We start from the raw sequence: 14,991 nt of genomic DNA, 5'->3' as shown, positions 1-14,991 counted from the left end.
CGACGACTAAGCGCACAGACTAAACTAAGAAGAAGAGACATGAGCATCATAGACCCAGCAACAGTCAGGTACTGCCTTGCCCAGGGCATGACCCAAACAGAGCTAGCGCGCGAGTACGGGGTGACCCGACAGTACATTCACAAACTGGCCAAGCAGGCTGGTCACCAGCCGTTGCGAACGATTGTTACCGAAAATTTTCCGTGGCCGATCAAACCAGAGTTCACCAAAAACAATCTTTACCAAGCTTTGAGGGTTGTTGGTTTGTGGAATCTGGACACAGATTCTGTAAGCCTTGGCACCGTGAAGAAGGTGATCGGGGTTCTACGTAAGGTTCACCACTTTGGCAGTGTAATCGACTACAACCCAGGGTATCCGGCTATACCGGGACTGATTACTACACCAGGGTTTGCGTATGTGCCGCGTGCAGAAAGCGATGAAAACTTCATCGTCAAAATTAAACCCGAAACAAGAATCACACCTATCGGCAGAAAACTTTGGCGTATGCCAGAAGGAGTGCCGGGAATGGAATAGCAAGGTTCGGCTGAACGCCCCAGGTTTTGTTCCGTCTGAGTAGATGGGAAAATCTTCGAACTTGCCCAAGAAGATTACCCAGGATGCCAAGGATTAGGTGGTCCATCTCGTAGAAGACCGTTCTGGCAGAGAACCTTTCGATGCACCCCACGTGCCCAGCTATGGCCCCGCAGGTGGGCGTGTCGTGGCATATTGCTCGGCAATGCGCCCAGCTCGCCCAGCATGAAGAAGGACAGGTTGCGCAACTCGGAAGGCACGAGTCGAACTCGTAGCGTTCCTAGCCCACCTGGTGCTGCACTGCGATATTGCGCTGACTGCGTGAGCGGTCTTGGAGATCAGCGACTATGGCCCGCTGCAATGTCAACAAACTGCCGATCACCCCACGAAAGTCTTTAACGTGTTGCTTGACGACGCCGCAGGCCCTGCCAGCTCACAGCACACCTAACCTGAGCTAAACCTGCGTTACCCCACCGGCTTTGCGATAATGGAGCAATGACTCGCGCCACATCCACCACGCAACGCCTGGAACGCTCAACCATCCGCCACAACCTCTCACAATTTGTGGTGCGCTGGCGAGAACGAATCGCCGCCTGGCGCGAGACCAATGAGTCCGGCACGGAGCAGAAATACGCGCAGCAATATTGGACAGATTTCTTTTCTTGCTTCGGTATTAATGCCACCTACCTCAATGTTTTTGAGCAGACTGCTAAGCGCAGCAGCACCGGCGGGCACGGCCGTATTGATTTCTTTATGCCCAACAAGTTGATTGGTGAGGCAAAGTCGCTGGATGTGGATCTGGATGCCGCCCACCAGCAGGCGCTGGATTATCTGCGTGGTGGCACCATCAAGGAGCACCAGTGGCCGCGCTACATCATGTGCACGAATTTTGAGCAGATCCGACTGAATCGCTTGGGTGAACAGGATGAACGTTTCGATGTCACCATCAGCTTGGATGAGTTGCTGGATCATGCCGAGAAGTTCATGTTCCTGGCTGGTTACGAGTCTGTCAGCCACCGTGAGCAAGAGCGCGCCTCCATTGCGGCTTCGGAGATCATGGCGAATTTGTTCCGTGCGCTCAATGACGATGATGTGGATGAGGCAGTCGGCGATGCTGCTCCGACGAATCCGGAGGATGAAGACGAGCGCGTCGAACAAACCTCAATGTATCTGACGCGGCTGCTGTTTTTGCTCTTCGGCGATAATGCGGGTCTGTGGCAGCCGGGTTTGTTCGCGGATTTGGTGATTAATGCTAATGGCGTCGGTGAGCTTTCTGGTGATCTGAACACGTTGTTTAATGATGTGTTGAATAAGCCGGAGTCGCAGCGTCCGCGTCGTTTGCCGGAGCATTTGGCAAAGTTCCCGTACGTCAACGGTGGTTTGTTTGCTGGTGATGTGCCTAAGGAATACTTCGATGAGCAGATGCACCAAGTGCTTGTCGATGCTTGCTCGTTCGATTGGTCTCAAATAAGCCCCGCCATCTTCGGTTCTTTGTTCCAGTTGGTGAAATCGAAGGAAGCGCGTCGGCATTCTGGTGAGCATTACACCAGTGAGAAGAATATTCTGAAGACGATCGAGCCGTTGTTCCTGGATGAGTTGCGCGCGGAGGCTCGCCGTTTGATCAATTCGAAGTCCACGAGCGTGAAGAAGCTGCGCGAGTTCCGCGATAGCCTGGCGAACAACATCTACTGCGACCCTGCTTGTGGTTCCGGAAACTTCCTGATTGTGGCTTACCGCGAGCTGCGCAAGATTGAGACGGAGATGATTGTTGCTATCCGTGAGCGTGAGGGCAGCGCGGGCAGCATGACTTTTGATATTTCGTGGGAGCAGAAGCTTTCCATTGACCAGTTCTATGGTTTTGAGATCAACTGGTGGCCGGCGAAGATTGCCGAGACTGCCATGTTCTTGGTGGATCATCAGGCAAACCGGGAGCTTGCCGACGCCATCGGGCTAGCTCCGGAACGTTTGCCTATCAATATCACCGCGCACATTCACCACGGCAATGCTCTGCAGCTGGATTGGGCGGAGATCCTGCCAGAAACTAGTGGCCAGACTTATATCTTTGGTAACCCACCGTTTATTGGGCAGTACACCAAGACTAAGGAACAGACGGCTGATATGAAGCGTGTCTGGGGCAAGGATTACGACGGCTACCTGGATTACGTCACTGGCTGGCACGCGCAAGCACTGAACGTACTACAGACGCGCCACGGCGAGTTCGCCTACGTAACTACGAACTCGATTACACAAGGCCAGCCGGTTCCTGCACTGTTCGGCCCAATCTTCCGGGATCACTGGCGCATCAAGTTTGCCCACCGTACGTTTAGCTGGGATTCGGAGGCCCCAGGCAAGGCCGCGGTGCATTGTGTGATCGTAGGATTCAGCCGCAACACCAGTGTGAAGCCGCGTCTGTGGGATTACCCGGACGTTCGTGGCGAAGCTGTCCTCGTTCCGGTGGAGAAATCCATCAATGCTTATCTGGTTGATGGTCCGAATATCTTGATATCTAAACGCATGCAACCACTTAACAACCAGCTTCCTCCTGCAACACGAGGCTCACAACCAACAGATGGTGGGCATTTGATCGTCGAGGCTGAAAACTATCCAGAATTCGTTAATGACACCGTCGCTGCAAAGTATTTACGTCCCTACCGCGGCTCTCGTGAACTTATTCGTGGTTTAGACCGTTGGTGCTTGTGGATGGACGATGAAAACTTTGACCCTTCCGATCTTCAACAGTCTAAATTGCTTTATGAACGAGTCACAGGCTGTCGTGACTTTCGTGAATCAAGTTCTCCAAGTGGCGATGCATACAAGCTACGAACCATTCCACACCTCTTTCGCCCAAATTCGAAGCGCCCAACTGTTGACTATCTGTGCATCCCGCGGGTTGTAAGCGAAAATCGCCGATTCTTTACTGCAGCGCAATTTTCTGCGGACACGATAACGAGCGATAGCGCCTTTACTGTTGAAGACCCTACTGGGCTTAGCTTTGCACTCATCTCATCCTCAATGTTTATAACCTGGCAGCAAACGGTCGGTGGCCGCTTGAAATCAGATTTACGTTTCTCAAGTACATTGACTTGGAACACTTTTCCAGTGCCAGAACTCGACAGCACTAGTAAAGAACGAATCATTGCAGCCGGCCAGAAAATCCTCGAAGCACGTGAACTTCATCCTGAAAGATCACTTGCAGATCACTACAACCCGCTCGCCATGGATCCGGCTTTACTTAAGGCCCACGACGCCCTCGACAAGGAAGTCGATAAAGCATTCGGTGCACCCCGAAAACTTACTTCAGAGCGACAACGGCAAGAGCTGCTATTTGAAAACTATTCGAAACTGGCTAGCTAAGACGGTCGGTCGCCAATTCCTTTAGGAGCAATTCGTGTCCCCTGATAGTTCTTCACCAATGTCCTGGGATGACATTGTCCCATTACTGTTACAAGCAGCTAGCGACGGTAAACCACGCCGCCGCAAAGAATACTTTGCTGTCGTGAAGCCCATTCTCGAACGAGACTTCCCGGAAGAAACCCGTTTAGAGCCACAACAAGGGAAAACCCTTATTGACCGTCGCATCGTGCGGGCCATAGGTTATAGCCGACGGATGGGGCTCTTAACCGAGATTGCACACGGAATAACCAGAATTACGGATGATGGTACTCAATGGGCCGCGCAGAATACCTACCCCTTAAATCAAAAACAGCGTAGAAAATTACGCGAACAGTACTATCAATGGAAGAAGGTCAACAAACAAAATCCTCGCTTTGTGTGGGTGCTGAGAACCGGTAGCAATGGTGAACGGGAGGAACGTTCTCTCGACGAATCCGCTGTTTTGCCTGGGATGAATTTTGGAGCTGCAGCAGCGCAAGCATCAACTATCGAGAGCGTAAAATCAGCTATCGAAGAATTAAGCCCAGCACTTCCCCCTAAATCAATTATCTCCCAGGCTAATCAATATATTCGCTTCCGCAATGAGATCGAGCCCGGCGATACCGTCGTCATGCCCAGCAAGCTTCAACAAGGTCGACTTTATGTGGGAACCGTTACTGGTAAAGCATACTTTGACCCCAACGAGTCTGACCCCGAAGCACAAAATAAACTGCCGGTTGAGTGGAATGATGAGTGGATCACCCGGGAAGAATTGGGCCGAGACTTGAGGAATTCGCTCAGAGGCGGCCTGACTTTCTTCAAAATCACCCGAAATGATGCCGCTGATCGCTTTCAACAAGTTTTAGACGGTGATGGTGACCCTGAGCGAGAATCAGATCTCACGCAAAATTCAGTAGCAATCCTTGACTGGGATGAGTTCTTTGAAGAACTAGGAACCAAACTTGGGAATTACCGCAATGACCGTGCTTCCCTAGTTAAGCGGCTAACCGAAGCTGCAGAAAGCTCAGATCGCCCTTCTCTCTTCAAGAACTTATGGACGCTCCCCACCGTCGACGGTGAGCGTCGTGAAGCAACAGACATTGATCCATTTACTGTTCTCGCCATTATTAACCGGCAGATCACAGTCGCAAATAAAATTGCGATCTGCAAGGTTTATAAAGACACTTTTGGCATTGATGCTCCCGTACCGACAGGATTTGATGGTGTTCCTGAGCGCAACAATCTAAGCACTCGCTTTGAATCAAAACCAGCGGATATTGGTAATCCGGAATTTTATAACGCCGCATGGGATTTGTTCCTCGCTGGCATACATTACGAGGAATCCAGCAGCCGTAGAGAGTTCATCAAAGCATTTGATTTAACCACCGATGGTCACAGCATCAACGCCTATACGATGGGCCTTTACTGGTTCCGCCCTGGAACCTTCTTAACCCTCGATAGCAGAACACGAAACTATTTGAATTCCCCAAATGTGCTTGGTCCTGGATTCACCAACCAAGTGCGAGACGGCCAGTCTTACTTAGAGGCTCTGGAACAAGTCCAAGCCTGGATGACTGAGTCGGAAGATACACCGGATAACTTTGCGGAATTGTCTGCCGCAGCCTACACCACTGGACCTTCCGAAATGCCTGAATCCGATCCTTCGGCGGAATTAACTAATGAAGAGAATAAAACTGAGGATGCGTCTTATACCTATGAAAATATTCGCGCTGAAGGTGCCTTTTTAGAAAACAGAGAAATCCAAAAACTGCTCCGTCGATGGTCCGAAAAGAAAAACCTGATCCTGCAAGGCCCACCGGGGACCGGCAAAACCTGGCTTGCCCGCAAGCTGGCTTATGCCTTGATCGGCAAAGAGAACGACGAGAACATCACTACGCAACAGTTTCACCCGTCGACCTCATACGAAGACTTTGTCATGGGATATCGTCCAGCACATGATGGTCGGCTAGAACTCCAACATGGCGCTTTCATGAAGGCAGCCCAGCGTGCCCAAGAAGATACAGGGCAGAAGCATATCTTCATCATTGAAGAAATAAATCGTGGTAACCCAGCACAAATCTTCGGCGAAATGCTGACATTGCTGGAAGCTGACAAACGCAACCCGGATAACGCACTACGCTTAATCTATTCACAAGATGATGACGACCCATTCCACCTGCCGGAAAATTTCTATGTCATCGGCACTATGAACCAAGCAGACCGATCGTTGGCTGGCCTTGATATTGCATTGCGACGACGATTCTCCTTCGCGACTCTCAAGCCAGAATTGGGAAGCAATTGGCTAGAATTTGCAGAAAAACGAGGCCACGATACGGGTGAACTTCGCTCTATTGCGAATCAAATTACACAGGTCAACGCTCTCATCAGTGAAGATCCCACACTTGGCCCGCCATTTTGCATCGGGCATAGCTTTGTCACACCGCGCACGAAAATCACCGAGCCAGCCGTCGACAAGACCCAACGATGGTTTCAAGAAATCATCGACACCGACTTGGCGCCATTGCTCGAAGAATACTGGTTTGATCAGCCAGAAAAACTGGAAACAGCACTGGGAATGCTCCATGGGTCTCAGTAAATACGTGCCGCTGCGCAGCATTCGGCTCTTGCAGTTATACGCCTCGGAGGTATACCAACGTGGATTGATCCGCGATTCTGCAGTAGAAGATGCAGATGCTGAGCTTCCTGTGTTAGTAAGTTCAATGTTGTGTGATGCTGTCGAGCGCCGCATGCGCGAACAGCTCAGCGTCGCCTTCGAGACTAAAAGCGGAAATCTTAATCGCGTACGTGGCAAGATCGATGTCTATCACACCGCACGGCACCGGTTATTAGAAAAGGGCAAGGTGCGATGCCAATATGAGACGCTTAGCCTCGACGGCCCGGTGAACCGTTATCTACTTCGCGCATTGAACACGGCAATGCACAAAGTACAAAGCTTCGGTGATACGGCGCTTACTCGGCGGTGTCGCAGATTGGTGAAAACATTTCGACACAACGGCGTGACCCTAATCGAGACCCTCGACTATCCAGGGTCTCGTCTCTCTCCCCGAGACCACACTCCTGTGGCGATTGCCAAACTTTTGCTGGAATTGTTTGTCCCAGCAGGCGGGAAGGCATCCTCGGATAACACAGTAGAATTTCGGAACCGGACATACAAAGAAGCCGAACTTCGTAAATTATTTGAAAAAGCTCTATATGGCCTATACCGCTACCACTTACCTACCGCCCGAGTAACCAGCGGACGCCGGATGCGTTGGCCAGATACTGAGAACTCCAACGCAGCAATTCCCGAGATGGAAACCGACATCATCATTAAACAGCCGTCCAGTGAGCATCTTATCGTCGATGCAAAATTCACCTCAATGGCAACCACAGCCCGCCAAGATAACCGACCAACTTTAAAATCTGGCCACATTTATCAGATCACTAGCTACGCCACAGCTTATGCGATGAACGAGCCTGCTGGGACTCCGGTACACGGTGTGATGGTCTATGCGACTTTGGGTTTACCAGCTGGCCATTCGGATTTGTCTGCAAGTGACTTCCCTGATGTGCAGGAGTTTTCTATCGGCCAGCACAAGATGCGATTCGCAGCATTAGATCTCACTGGCTCTGCCCGAAAGGTACGAGAGGCAGCCCTTGCGGCGGTAAAATAGCGAGCGAACGCTGGAATGTTCAGTCACGTACAAATGCCACCAATTTAAATGGGATTTATATATAACGCCGGAGGTCAGGCCCCTACTTCTTGCAAATAAGGCTCCAAACGCGGAGCGCTTATAAACTCACGTGCAACTTGGAAAGAAAAAGGTGGCATGCTATGGTGACTGCGCATCGAGCATATGCCAGGCGCATATGCACTTTCATCCAAAGAACCCCAGCTGGCCTGGGGTTCTTTGCGTTGCTCCCCCGCGGCCTCAAACCCCGAACTTTTGCCTAGATACCGAACCTAAACGACAAAATATGTTGTTTAGGCCAGATTAAATACTACAAGAGCTTTCGGCTTACTCATCTCAACTAACATCGCCGTCACACCCCATTATCTCTGTGCCTTAAGCAATTATCACTTGCACCTCGTAGCCGTCCTTGTCCGAACCAGCCAGGAATGCCTCGGCCTGGGCCTTAACCAAGTCGGTCACACGCTGCTGCGCCCGATCCAGCAAGCCATTCTGCTTAGCCTTCTCCTCGGCTCGCTTTTCTTCGCCGTCCAAGAACTCCGCATAATTTTCCACCCTGACCTGATTCAAAGGGTTGAATGACTGGTCATATACCGTCACGGACGAAGGCTCAATTTCATTTGAGAGGATCTCCGCCTTAGAAACCTTGATGGTTACGGTGCTGGTGACGTCGTCGATGCTCACATCCGATTTCTCAATATTCTTGACCCCTGCCTTCACCACGCCGTCGTAGGCAATAAGAAAATGCTTTCCTGTCAACGGGACTCTCAGCCCCAATGCCCTCCAACCGTCCTCCTCGAAGCGGCCAACGGCGGAATACGAGTACTGTTCAACGGCCATTTCCGAAATATCCTCGAGGGTGCCACCGATACCAGTCGAAGTAATGGAGCGGGTCGGCTCCTCCAACAAGCTCATCTTATTGAGACCAAAGAGAGCTCCCACCGTCAGAACAATTCCTACCAGCAGGCCAACTACAACTTTCAGCACACCCGACATTCCGCCGCTTACCTCCACGCGTCACGATCTTGTTACCAAATCGGCAACAAATCGACCATTTTTTAGGTAACATACCACGGCGCTCGCTGAAATCTTTTTGTTCTCTATTTGTTCCGACGCATCGTCGTCGGTGATGCATCAAATTCGCTCAACAAGATCTTCGCGACATGGAACAAAATTACTGCAATGAAAAATTGAAGTGTTTAGCTACCGGCAGTGCTACTATGGAGAAAATTTTCTGTGAATTCCCCAGACAAAACAGCTTAAGCTGTGCATACTATTCCTATGCCGCTTCCTACTGAGTTCACTGTGCTCGATTTCGAAACCGCCAACGAGATGCGTGCGTCGGCATGCCAGATCGGCCTCGTGCGAATGAACGACCACGGCGAAACACTTGAACGCTACAGCTCACTCATCAAACCAGACCCTGGATACGAGCACTTCCAGCCAATCAACATCTCGGTACACGGCATTAGAGAAACCGACGTCGCAGATGCCCCAACCATGCGGGAGCTAGCCAGCGACATCCAGGAATTCGTCGGCACTAGCCCCATCGTTGCACACAACATGGCTTTTGATTATTCCGTCTGGCGAGCACACACAGAGCTGGGGAATCTGCCCGATTTTATAAATCCTCGGCTTTGCACGCTGCGCATGGCCCGATACCTGCTGCAACGCCCTGCCGGAACCAACGGGCTCGAAAGCCTGATCCACGACTACTGCCCCGGCCTGGCATTCGCGCACCACGACGCCTCCGAGGACGCGCGGGTTACCGGCGAGCTATTCCTCGCGATGCTGCGACACCTGGAGATGCCCCTGGGGCAACTCGTAAAGACCTTCGCACTAACGCAAGCACCGCGGCAACGCGGGGTCTGGTAACGATAACGGTACCCGGCCGGCGCGACCAGAAGCAGACCTCACTCAGTGGACTAATGAGACCGCGCTAGAAGGCGAAGTCGTGTGTTTTACCGGCACACTTGGTCGGATGAAGCGCGCGGATGTGCAGCAGCTCGTCGAAAAGCTAGGCGGCAAGGTTGATAAATCAGTGACGAAGAAAACCACCCAGCTGGTAGTCGGGGTACCCTCGCCAACCACGTGGCGGCCAGGCATGGATGGCTCCAGCAAAATGGTGAAAGCCCGAGCGCTCGTGGAAAAAGGCGCGACATTGACCGTGATGACAGAAAATGAATTCTTCGCCGCAATTGAAGAATAGGCGTGCGTACGAGTGGTATGGATCGCGAGCTATTAGGTTTCTACTCTAACAATGTTAGAGTAACTTTAGAGTAGATTTAATAGTAGCCTATTTTTGCTGGTCACAGGGATTTTCTACTCTAACACCTAGTGTTAGAGTACTTTAGAGTAGCTTTACAGTAGGCCGCGCTTCGCCGACAGCACCAGGTCAAGCTTCTCCATCGGTTATTCGAGTGACCACGTAGCACGGGGATCATTCGGGCTCTGTTTATGCCACACAACCAAGCCACGCGAATGCAACTCTTTCAAATGGCGCAGCACAGTAGGACGCGCAAGGCTTACTAACTCGGTGATTTCCCCAGTCCCTAATTGTTTTTGGGACTGCCGGAGCACTTTGAGTATTTCCAATGCTGCCCGGCCCAAATCTCGGGTTAAATCCGCTGGAATAGCATTGCTTGCATGCAAAGTCAGTTTCACTGACTCGTTGACCTGCTCATACACTGGATCCACTAGCCCCGATGTGCGCATCTCCTGGAATATACGACGAATACCTTCACCTAATTCCTGAGTAATCCCGAGATCCGCGCACACCCTGGCGATGCGAGGGTTACGCGCATTCCGGCTAATCTGCTCTGGATTATCAATTCGATTCAGACCGAGGAACCTACCAGGATTAGTAATCTCTATACGGTTAGGAAAGATTTCTACCCGAATATGATCCCCGCCCATGCTGTACGAACGGTGAACCAACGCATTTACTAAACCTTCAAGCCAAGCATCCTTCGGAACAATTGCATGCGGAACAAACCGGCCAGCATCCCCTAATGCTTGCCGCTTCGGCATGAGCTGTTCAATTGCTTCTGTCGCTGCCGACAGCTGCTCAGGGATCGAGCCTTCAGCGCGTATATCTCCCCCGTGAACAAGATTTTGCCGACGCCCGGCACCACGATCATTATCGTCATAGCGCAGAATTCTTACATGCGCATTGGGATAAAAAATCTGCGGACGGTGCGCAAACAATAACGCTGCCGCGACTGTAACCTCCCCTTTTCGGGTCAATAAATCCCGTGCTTGCAACGCTAATTGCGGGCTTGATGATGTAAGCAACGCCCGGAATTCTTCTACCTTTTGCGGATCCAAAACCTCGTCAAAGCTGCCTCCACCGGGCACTGGCGTCGACTCAAACCGTGATGCTCCCCGATCCCATTCAAGTTCTTGCCTCTGCGCAAACGACAACTTCAGGGTGGAATCACCCATGCGCTGGTAGCAATCCCCACGGTTATCTTGGTGCACGTATTCGGACATACCAACCCGAAAAACCAAGACTTTACCTTCATCCGTAACCAGCTCTTCTATCGATAACCGCACGGGTGGGTCAATGAAGTTATGAGCCACACGGCGTAATTCGTTTTCCTGTTTGTCGCTGACTGGAGAAACTTTGCCACCATGCAATCCAGCAACCACTACGCCGCCTTCAGCATTAGCCATAGCGATTAAGGGTTTCGCGAAATCGATTGGCTTCACCGCACCCGATTTGCGTTCATACCACTGCGACTCTGGAAGTTTCAGAAGTGCCGATACTGCTTGCTCCGCCGGAAGCGATAAGGCTTGATCCACCTCTACTGCTGTCATGATTTCTACTCTAACATTGTTAGAGTAACTTTAGAGTAGATTTAATAGTAGCCTGTTTTTGCTGGTCACGGGGATTTTCTACTCTAACATCTAGTGTTAAAGTACTTTAGAGTAGCTTTACAGTAGGTCACATAGCTGAGCTCTGATCGCGCTGTCAGCTCAGTCAATTGCAAAAGTGCGCTGTCATAAATGACAACACGACCGGTTCCGCTCCCCACTCTTGGTGGAAGCCCAGGGCCGGTCCCTTTCATTATTTTCCCGGTCCCTTTCATTATTTTCATTGGGGCCGATTTTCACCGTGACCACGGAATTCAAAGCACCACACACTACCGCAGCTCCCGCAAGCCACCATCCAGGCGGCGGGTAATACCCTGTTCATCGAGATACTCCAGCAGCGGGATGGCCACCCGGCGCGTCGTCGACAAAGCCTTCCGCGCCGCCGACAGCGTAAACGGTTGTTCCAACTGCGCGATACGCTTTTTCGCCTCCTGCGGCGCACCAGGCAACAAAACGATCCCCTGGCCAAGCCGTAACAATCGCCCCGCATTTTCCGCTGCGGCCAGCTGCTTGGCCCCCAATCGGAGTTCCTGCAGTTCATCCGCCTCCGGGGCGGCAAATGGGTCGTCGGCAAGCCAGACCTCCAACTTGGCCACCGACGCCTCGGCCGCCCCCAGATCCACCTTGTGCCCCGGCACACGAAGCACACCGTCGACTTGTTCCACCTTGGCGGCAGCCACTGCGATGCCTAACAGCGCATCCTCCTGCAAGTCCAGCGCATCCATCGCAGCCTTGCGCGGCATGCCCGCGGCCAGCGGATTCTCCTGCGCATGCTTGCCCAGCGCGACCAGCAGCTGATTCTTCCAGCGCGTGATCTCCCGGGCGGCAATCCACCACTGCCGAAAAGCAATAATGCCCTGCGGTGGGGCGGCCGGATCATCCACGGTAAACCCGGCGCGCTGCAACTTGTCGACGCGCACGTAACCGACGCGCTGGATGTACCCGGTGGGATCGGTGAACGGACTCGGGCTGGCCGCGGGAGTGCTGGTGGCGGGAGTGCTGGTGGCGCTGGGGCTGGCGTCGGCAAGCAGTTCCAGTTCCTCTGCACGCCGACGCGCCGCACCACGACGGTTCAGCTCCGGCGGGTACACATCAATAACCTGCACCCCGGCGCTCACATGCCGCCCGCCCGGGCTGCGCACCACGAAGCGATCCAACAGCTGCAGCGGCAACGGGTACGCCAAACTCAAGCGCGCATAATCCGCGGACAACGGCCGCACGTGCGCCTCCAGCCCAGCAGTGCCAATGTGAACGACGATATTCTGCGGCAACTCATAAAAATCCTGGCCAAAGGTGCGACGCACATCGATCTGCTCCACCAACTCCCACGCACCCGAGCTGAGCAAGCTGTGGCCACGGTGGATGGCATCGGCACTGATCCCGCGCAGATTCACCGCCACCCGCGAAGTCGGCTCCAACACCTGGTGGGCCGTATTTTCGCTGTGCAAACCGCGCACTTCCACCGCACGCCCGCCGTCCGGGCTGGCCAGCTCCAACTTATCACCCACCCGCAGAGTGCCCGCTGACAACGTACCCGTGACCACGGTGCCAGCGCCTTTCACGGAAAACGCGCGGTCAATCCACACACGCACCCGCGCCTGCGGGTCCGGGGCAGGCACCTGGGCCAGTACCTCATCCAACACCTGCCGCATCTGCGCGATGCCCTCACCGGTATGGGCGGAAACCTCAACCAGGGGTGCGTCGGCAAGCGCGGTACCTGCCAACTCATGGCGCACCTGGGCTGTGACCTCGGCGCGACGGGTGGCATCGGCGCGATCAGCACGGGTCAGGGCGATCAGCCCATGCCGGATGTCCAGCGCACGCACGGCATCGCGGTGATCCGTAGACTGCTCCTGCCAACCTTCATCGGCAGCAACCACGAAAATAACCACCGGCGCCGGGCCCACACCGGCGAGCATATTGCCCAGGAACTTCTCGTGCCCCGGCACGTCGACAAACGCCAGGTCCGTGCCTGACGGCAAGGTAGTCCACACAAAGCCCAAATCAATGGTCAGCCCGCGGCGTTTTTCTTCCGCCCAGCGGTCCGGGTCCATATCCGTCAGGGCGCGCACCAAAGCGGATTTGCCGTGGTCAACGTGCCCGGCGGTGGCAACGACGTGCATTTAGTTCGCCTCCTGGCTGGGCTGTTGGGCTTGGACGCCCCGAATGGTCTGGACCAACAGCTCATCCTGTTCTTCCGGCACGCAGCGCACATCCACCACACACTGGCCATCATGCACCCGCGCGAGCACCGGCGGGCTAGCCCGCCGCAACAGCGCAGCCAGCGACTCCGGCAGAGCCACGGCCACACCAGGCAACGGATACTCCGGCGCTCCCCCACCGCCGACACGCCCATCATGGTCCAGCACACGGCCACCAGTGGCGTCGGCAAGCGCCTGCGTGCGCTCGTGATAACGCTGCGGATCAATATGCAACGCATCCTGCACGGCATTCGAAGGCGTCGTTACCGCTGCTTGCAAGGCATTCAGGCGCAACTTATCAATGCGCACCGCCCGCGCCAACGGATGTTTTTTCATTTTCGCAATCGCCTCGGCACTCCCCAGCACAATGCCCGCCTGCGGGCCGCCAAGCAGCTTATCGCCACTAGCAATCACCACATCCGCCCCGGCAGCCAGCTGGCTGTGAATATCTGGCTCCTCCGGCAACGCGGGATCATGCGTGAGCAGGCCCGAACCCAGATCCACAATCAAATACTTGCCGTGGGTGCGCGCAAGCTGGCGCAGCTTGTCGACGCCCACCGCAGCCGTGAATCCTTCCATACGGAAATTCGACGGGTGCACTTTTAAAATCGCGCCAGTATCCGCGGTGATCGCGTTGTCATAATCAGCCAGGTGCGTGCGGTTGGTCGCGCCCACCTCGCGCAGGCGCGTCGCGGTGGATTCGATGAGCTCCGGCAAACGGAAGCCGGCGCCAATTTCGATCAACTCGCCGCGAGAGATAATCACCTCTTGGTTCGGCGCCAGCGCCGCCGTGGCCAGCAACAACGCGGAAGCACCGTTGTTCACAACCAGCGCGTCCTCCGCCGCCGGGCACGCATCCAGCAACGCCTGCGTGGCACCGCCTCCGCGGTTTTTCGATCGCTTGCCGCTGGCCAGATCCATTTCCACATCCGTATACGAAGCCGCCGCCTGCAGTGCTTCCACGGCAGCCGGTGGCAGCGGGGCGCGGCCCAAGTTGGTGTGGATGATCACCCCGGTGGCGTTCAGGACCGGGTGCAGGGCAAACGGTTGCTGCGCGCGTAGATTCTCGGTGATGCGCTCTTCGATGAAATCCACGGCTATGGCGCCGCGACGGGCGTCGGCAAGAATATTTTTTATGGCCGCGCGGATGGTGTGTTCCGCCAGGCGCTGCCGCGCGTGTTCGACGGCGGGAAGCTGCAACAGTTGATCCATCTTCGGAATATTCCGGCGGGGATCGTTATCAGGCGTTAAAGGATCAGGCGTTGCAGAACCAGACACTGTGGTTTCAGGCACCGTGGCGACCTCCTTGCGGGGCGGGAAAC

General features: G+C 54.1%; 9 protein-coding genes and 1 pseudogene. 6 read left to right on the top strand and 4 right to left on the bottom strand.

Features of this window, described 5'->3' with window-relative positions:
* Positions 1-39 precede the first annotated feature (39 nt).
* The 4 genes from O146_RS0100460 to O146_RS10535 all read left to right on the top strand — a co-directional run bounded on the left by O146_RS0100460 (position 40) and on the right by O146_RS10535 (position 7,574).
* A complete protein-coding gene (locus O146_RS0100460) occupies positions 40-531 on the top strand; it encodes a helix-turn-helix domain-containing protein (protein ID WP_027017378.1) in 492 nt (163 codons plus the stop codon).
* 492 nt (positions 532-1,023) lie between these two features.
* Entirely contained in the window at positions 1,024-3,882 is a 2,859-nt protein-coding gene (locus O146_RS10540) for a DNA methyltransferase (protein ID WP_208853933.1), read from the top strand.
* Between the two features lie 34 nt (positions 3,883-3,916).
* Positions 3,917-6,496 (top strand): AAA family ATPase, encoded by a 2,580-nt coding sequence (locus O146_RS0100450; RefSeq protein WP_027017377.1) that lies wholly within the window; start codon positions 3,917-3,919, stop codon positions 6,494-6,496.
* The gene (locus tag O146_RS10535) at positions 6,483-7,574 is read left to right on the top strand and encodes a 5-methylcytosine restriction system specificity protein McrC (protein WP_051619170.1); all 1,092 of its coding nucleotides are present in this window, start codon (positions 6,483-6,485) and stop codon (positions 7,572-7,574) included. The genes O146_RS0100450 and O146_RS10535 overlap by 14 nt, the downstream gene beginning before the upstream one ends.
* A gap of 393 nt (positions 7,575-7,967) precedes the next feature.
* Here O146_RS10535 and O146_RS12020 read toward each other — a convergent pair whose 3' ends face one another.
* Complete coding sequence (locus O146_RS12020; RefSeq protein WP_162163360.1) at positions 7,968-8,579, bottom strand: DUF4230 domain-containing protein; 612 nt, start codon at positions 8,577-8,579, stop codon at positions 7,968-7,970.
* Positions 8,580-8,873: 294 nt separating this feature from the next.
* Here O146_RS12020 and O146_RS12015 point away from each other — a divergent pair, with 294 nt between their 5' ends.
* Positions 8,874-9,467 carry an exonuclease domain-containing protein gene (locus O146_RS12015; RefSeq protein WP_051619167.1) on the top strand — a complete coding sequence of 198 codons (594 nt, stop codon included), beginning with the start codon at positions 8,874-8,876 and terminating at the stop codon, positions 9,465-9,467.
* A 67-nt stretch (positions 9,468-9,534) separates the two neighbouring features.
* Positions 9,535-9,801 (top strand): annotated as a pseudogene (locus O146_RS10520) (BRCT domain-containing protein); the annotation flags it as partial.
* Between the two features lie 203 nt (positions 9,802-10,004).
* Here O146_RS10520 and O146_RS0100430 read toward each other — a convergent pair.
* From O146_RS0100430 to selA, 3 genes are all read right to left on the bottom strand, one after another.
* The gene (locus O146_RS0100430) at positions 10,005-11,411 is read right to left on the bottom strand and encodes an ATP-binding protein (RefSeq protein WP_027017375.1); all 1,407 of its coding nucleotides are present in this window, start codon (positions 11,409-11,411) and stop codon (positions 10,005-10,007) included.
* 326 nt (positions 11,412-11,737) lie between these two features.
* On the bottom strand, positions 11,738-13,591 hold the full coding sequence (selB, locus tag O146_RS0100425) for a selenocysteine-specific translation elongation factor (RefSeq protein WP_027017374.1): 1,854 nt from the start codon (positions 13,589-13,591) through the stop codon (positions 11,738-11,740).
* Positions 13,592-14,962 carry an L-seryl-tRNA(Sec) selenium transferase gene (selA, locus tag O146_RS0100420; protein WP_279625069.1) on the bottom strand — a complete coding sequence of 457 codons (1,371 nt, stop codon included), beginning with the start codon at positions 14,960-14,962 and terminating at the stop codon, positions 13,592-13,594. It lies immediately after the preceding gene.
* Positions 14,963-14,991 lie beyond the last annotated feature (29 nt).

The sequence above is a fragment of the Corynebacterium pseudodiphtheriticum DSM 44287 genome, from assembly GCF_000688415.1.
GTDB lineage: Bacteria > Actinomycetota > Actinomycetes > Mycobacteriales > Mycobacteriaceae > Corynebacterium > Corynebacterium pseudodiphtheriticum.
Note: the sequence above shows the minus strand (reverse complement) of the source record. Positions and strands in the feature narration are given on the sequence as shown.

What these genes read in the sequence shown, in the direction of transcription:
- O146_RS0100460 (WP_027017378.1), top strand. Translation starts at nt 40, where the DNA reads ATGAGCATCATAGACCCAGCAACAGTCAGGTACTGCCTTGCCCAGGGC.
- O146_RS10540 (WP_208853933.1), top strand. Translation starts at nt 1,024, where the DNA reads ATGACTCGCGCCACATCCACCACGCAACGCCTGGAACGCTCAACCATC.
- O146_RS10535 (WP_051619170.1), top strand. Translation starts at nt 6,483, where the DNA reads ATGGGTCTCAGTAAATACGTGCCGCTGCGCAGCATTCGGCTCTTGCAG.
- O146_RS12015 (WP_051619167.1), top strand. Translation starts at nt 8,874, where the DNA reads ATGCCGCTTCCTACTGAGTTCACTGTGCTCGATTTCGAAACCGCCAAC.
- O146_RS0100430 (WP_027017375.1), bottom strand. Translation starts at nt 11,411, where the DNA reads ATGACAGCAGTAGAGGTGGATCAAGCCTTATCGCTTCCGGCGGAGCAA.
- selB (WP_027017374.1), bottom strand. Translation starts at nt 13,591, where the DNA reads ATGCACGTCGTTGCCACCGCCGGGCACGTTGACCACGGCAAATCCGCT.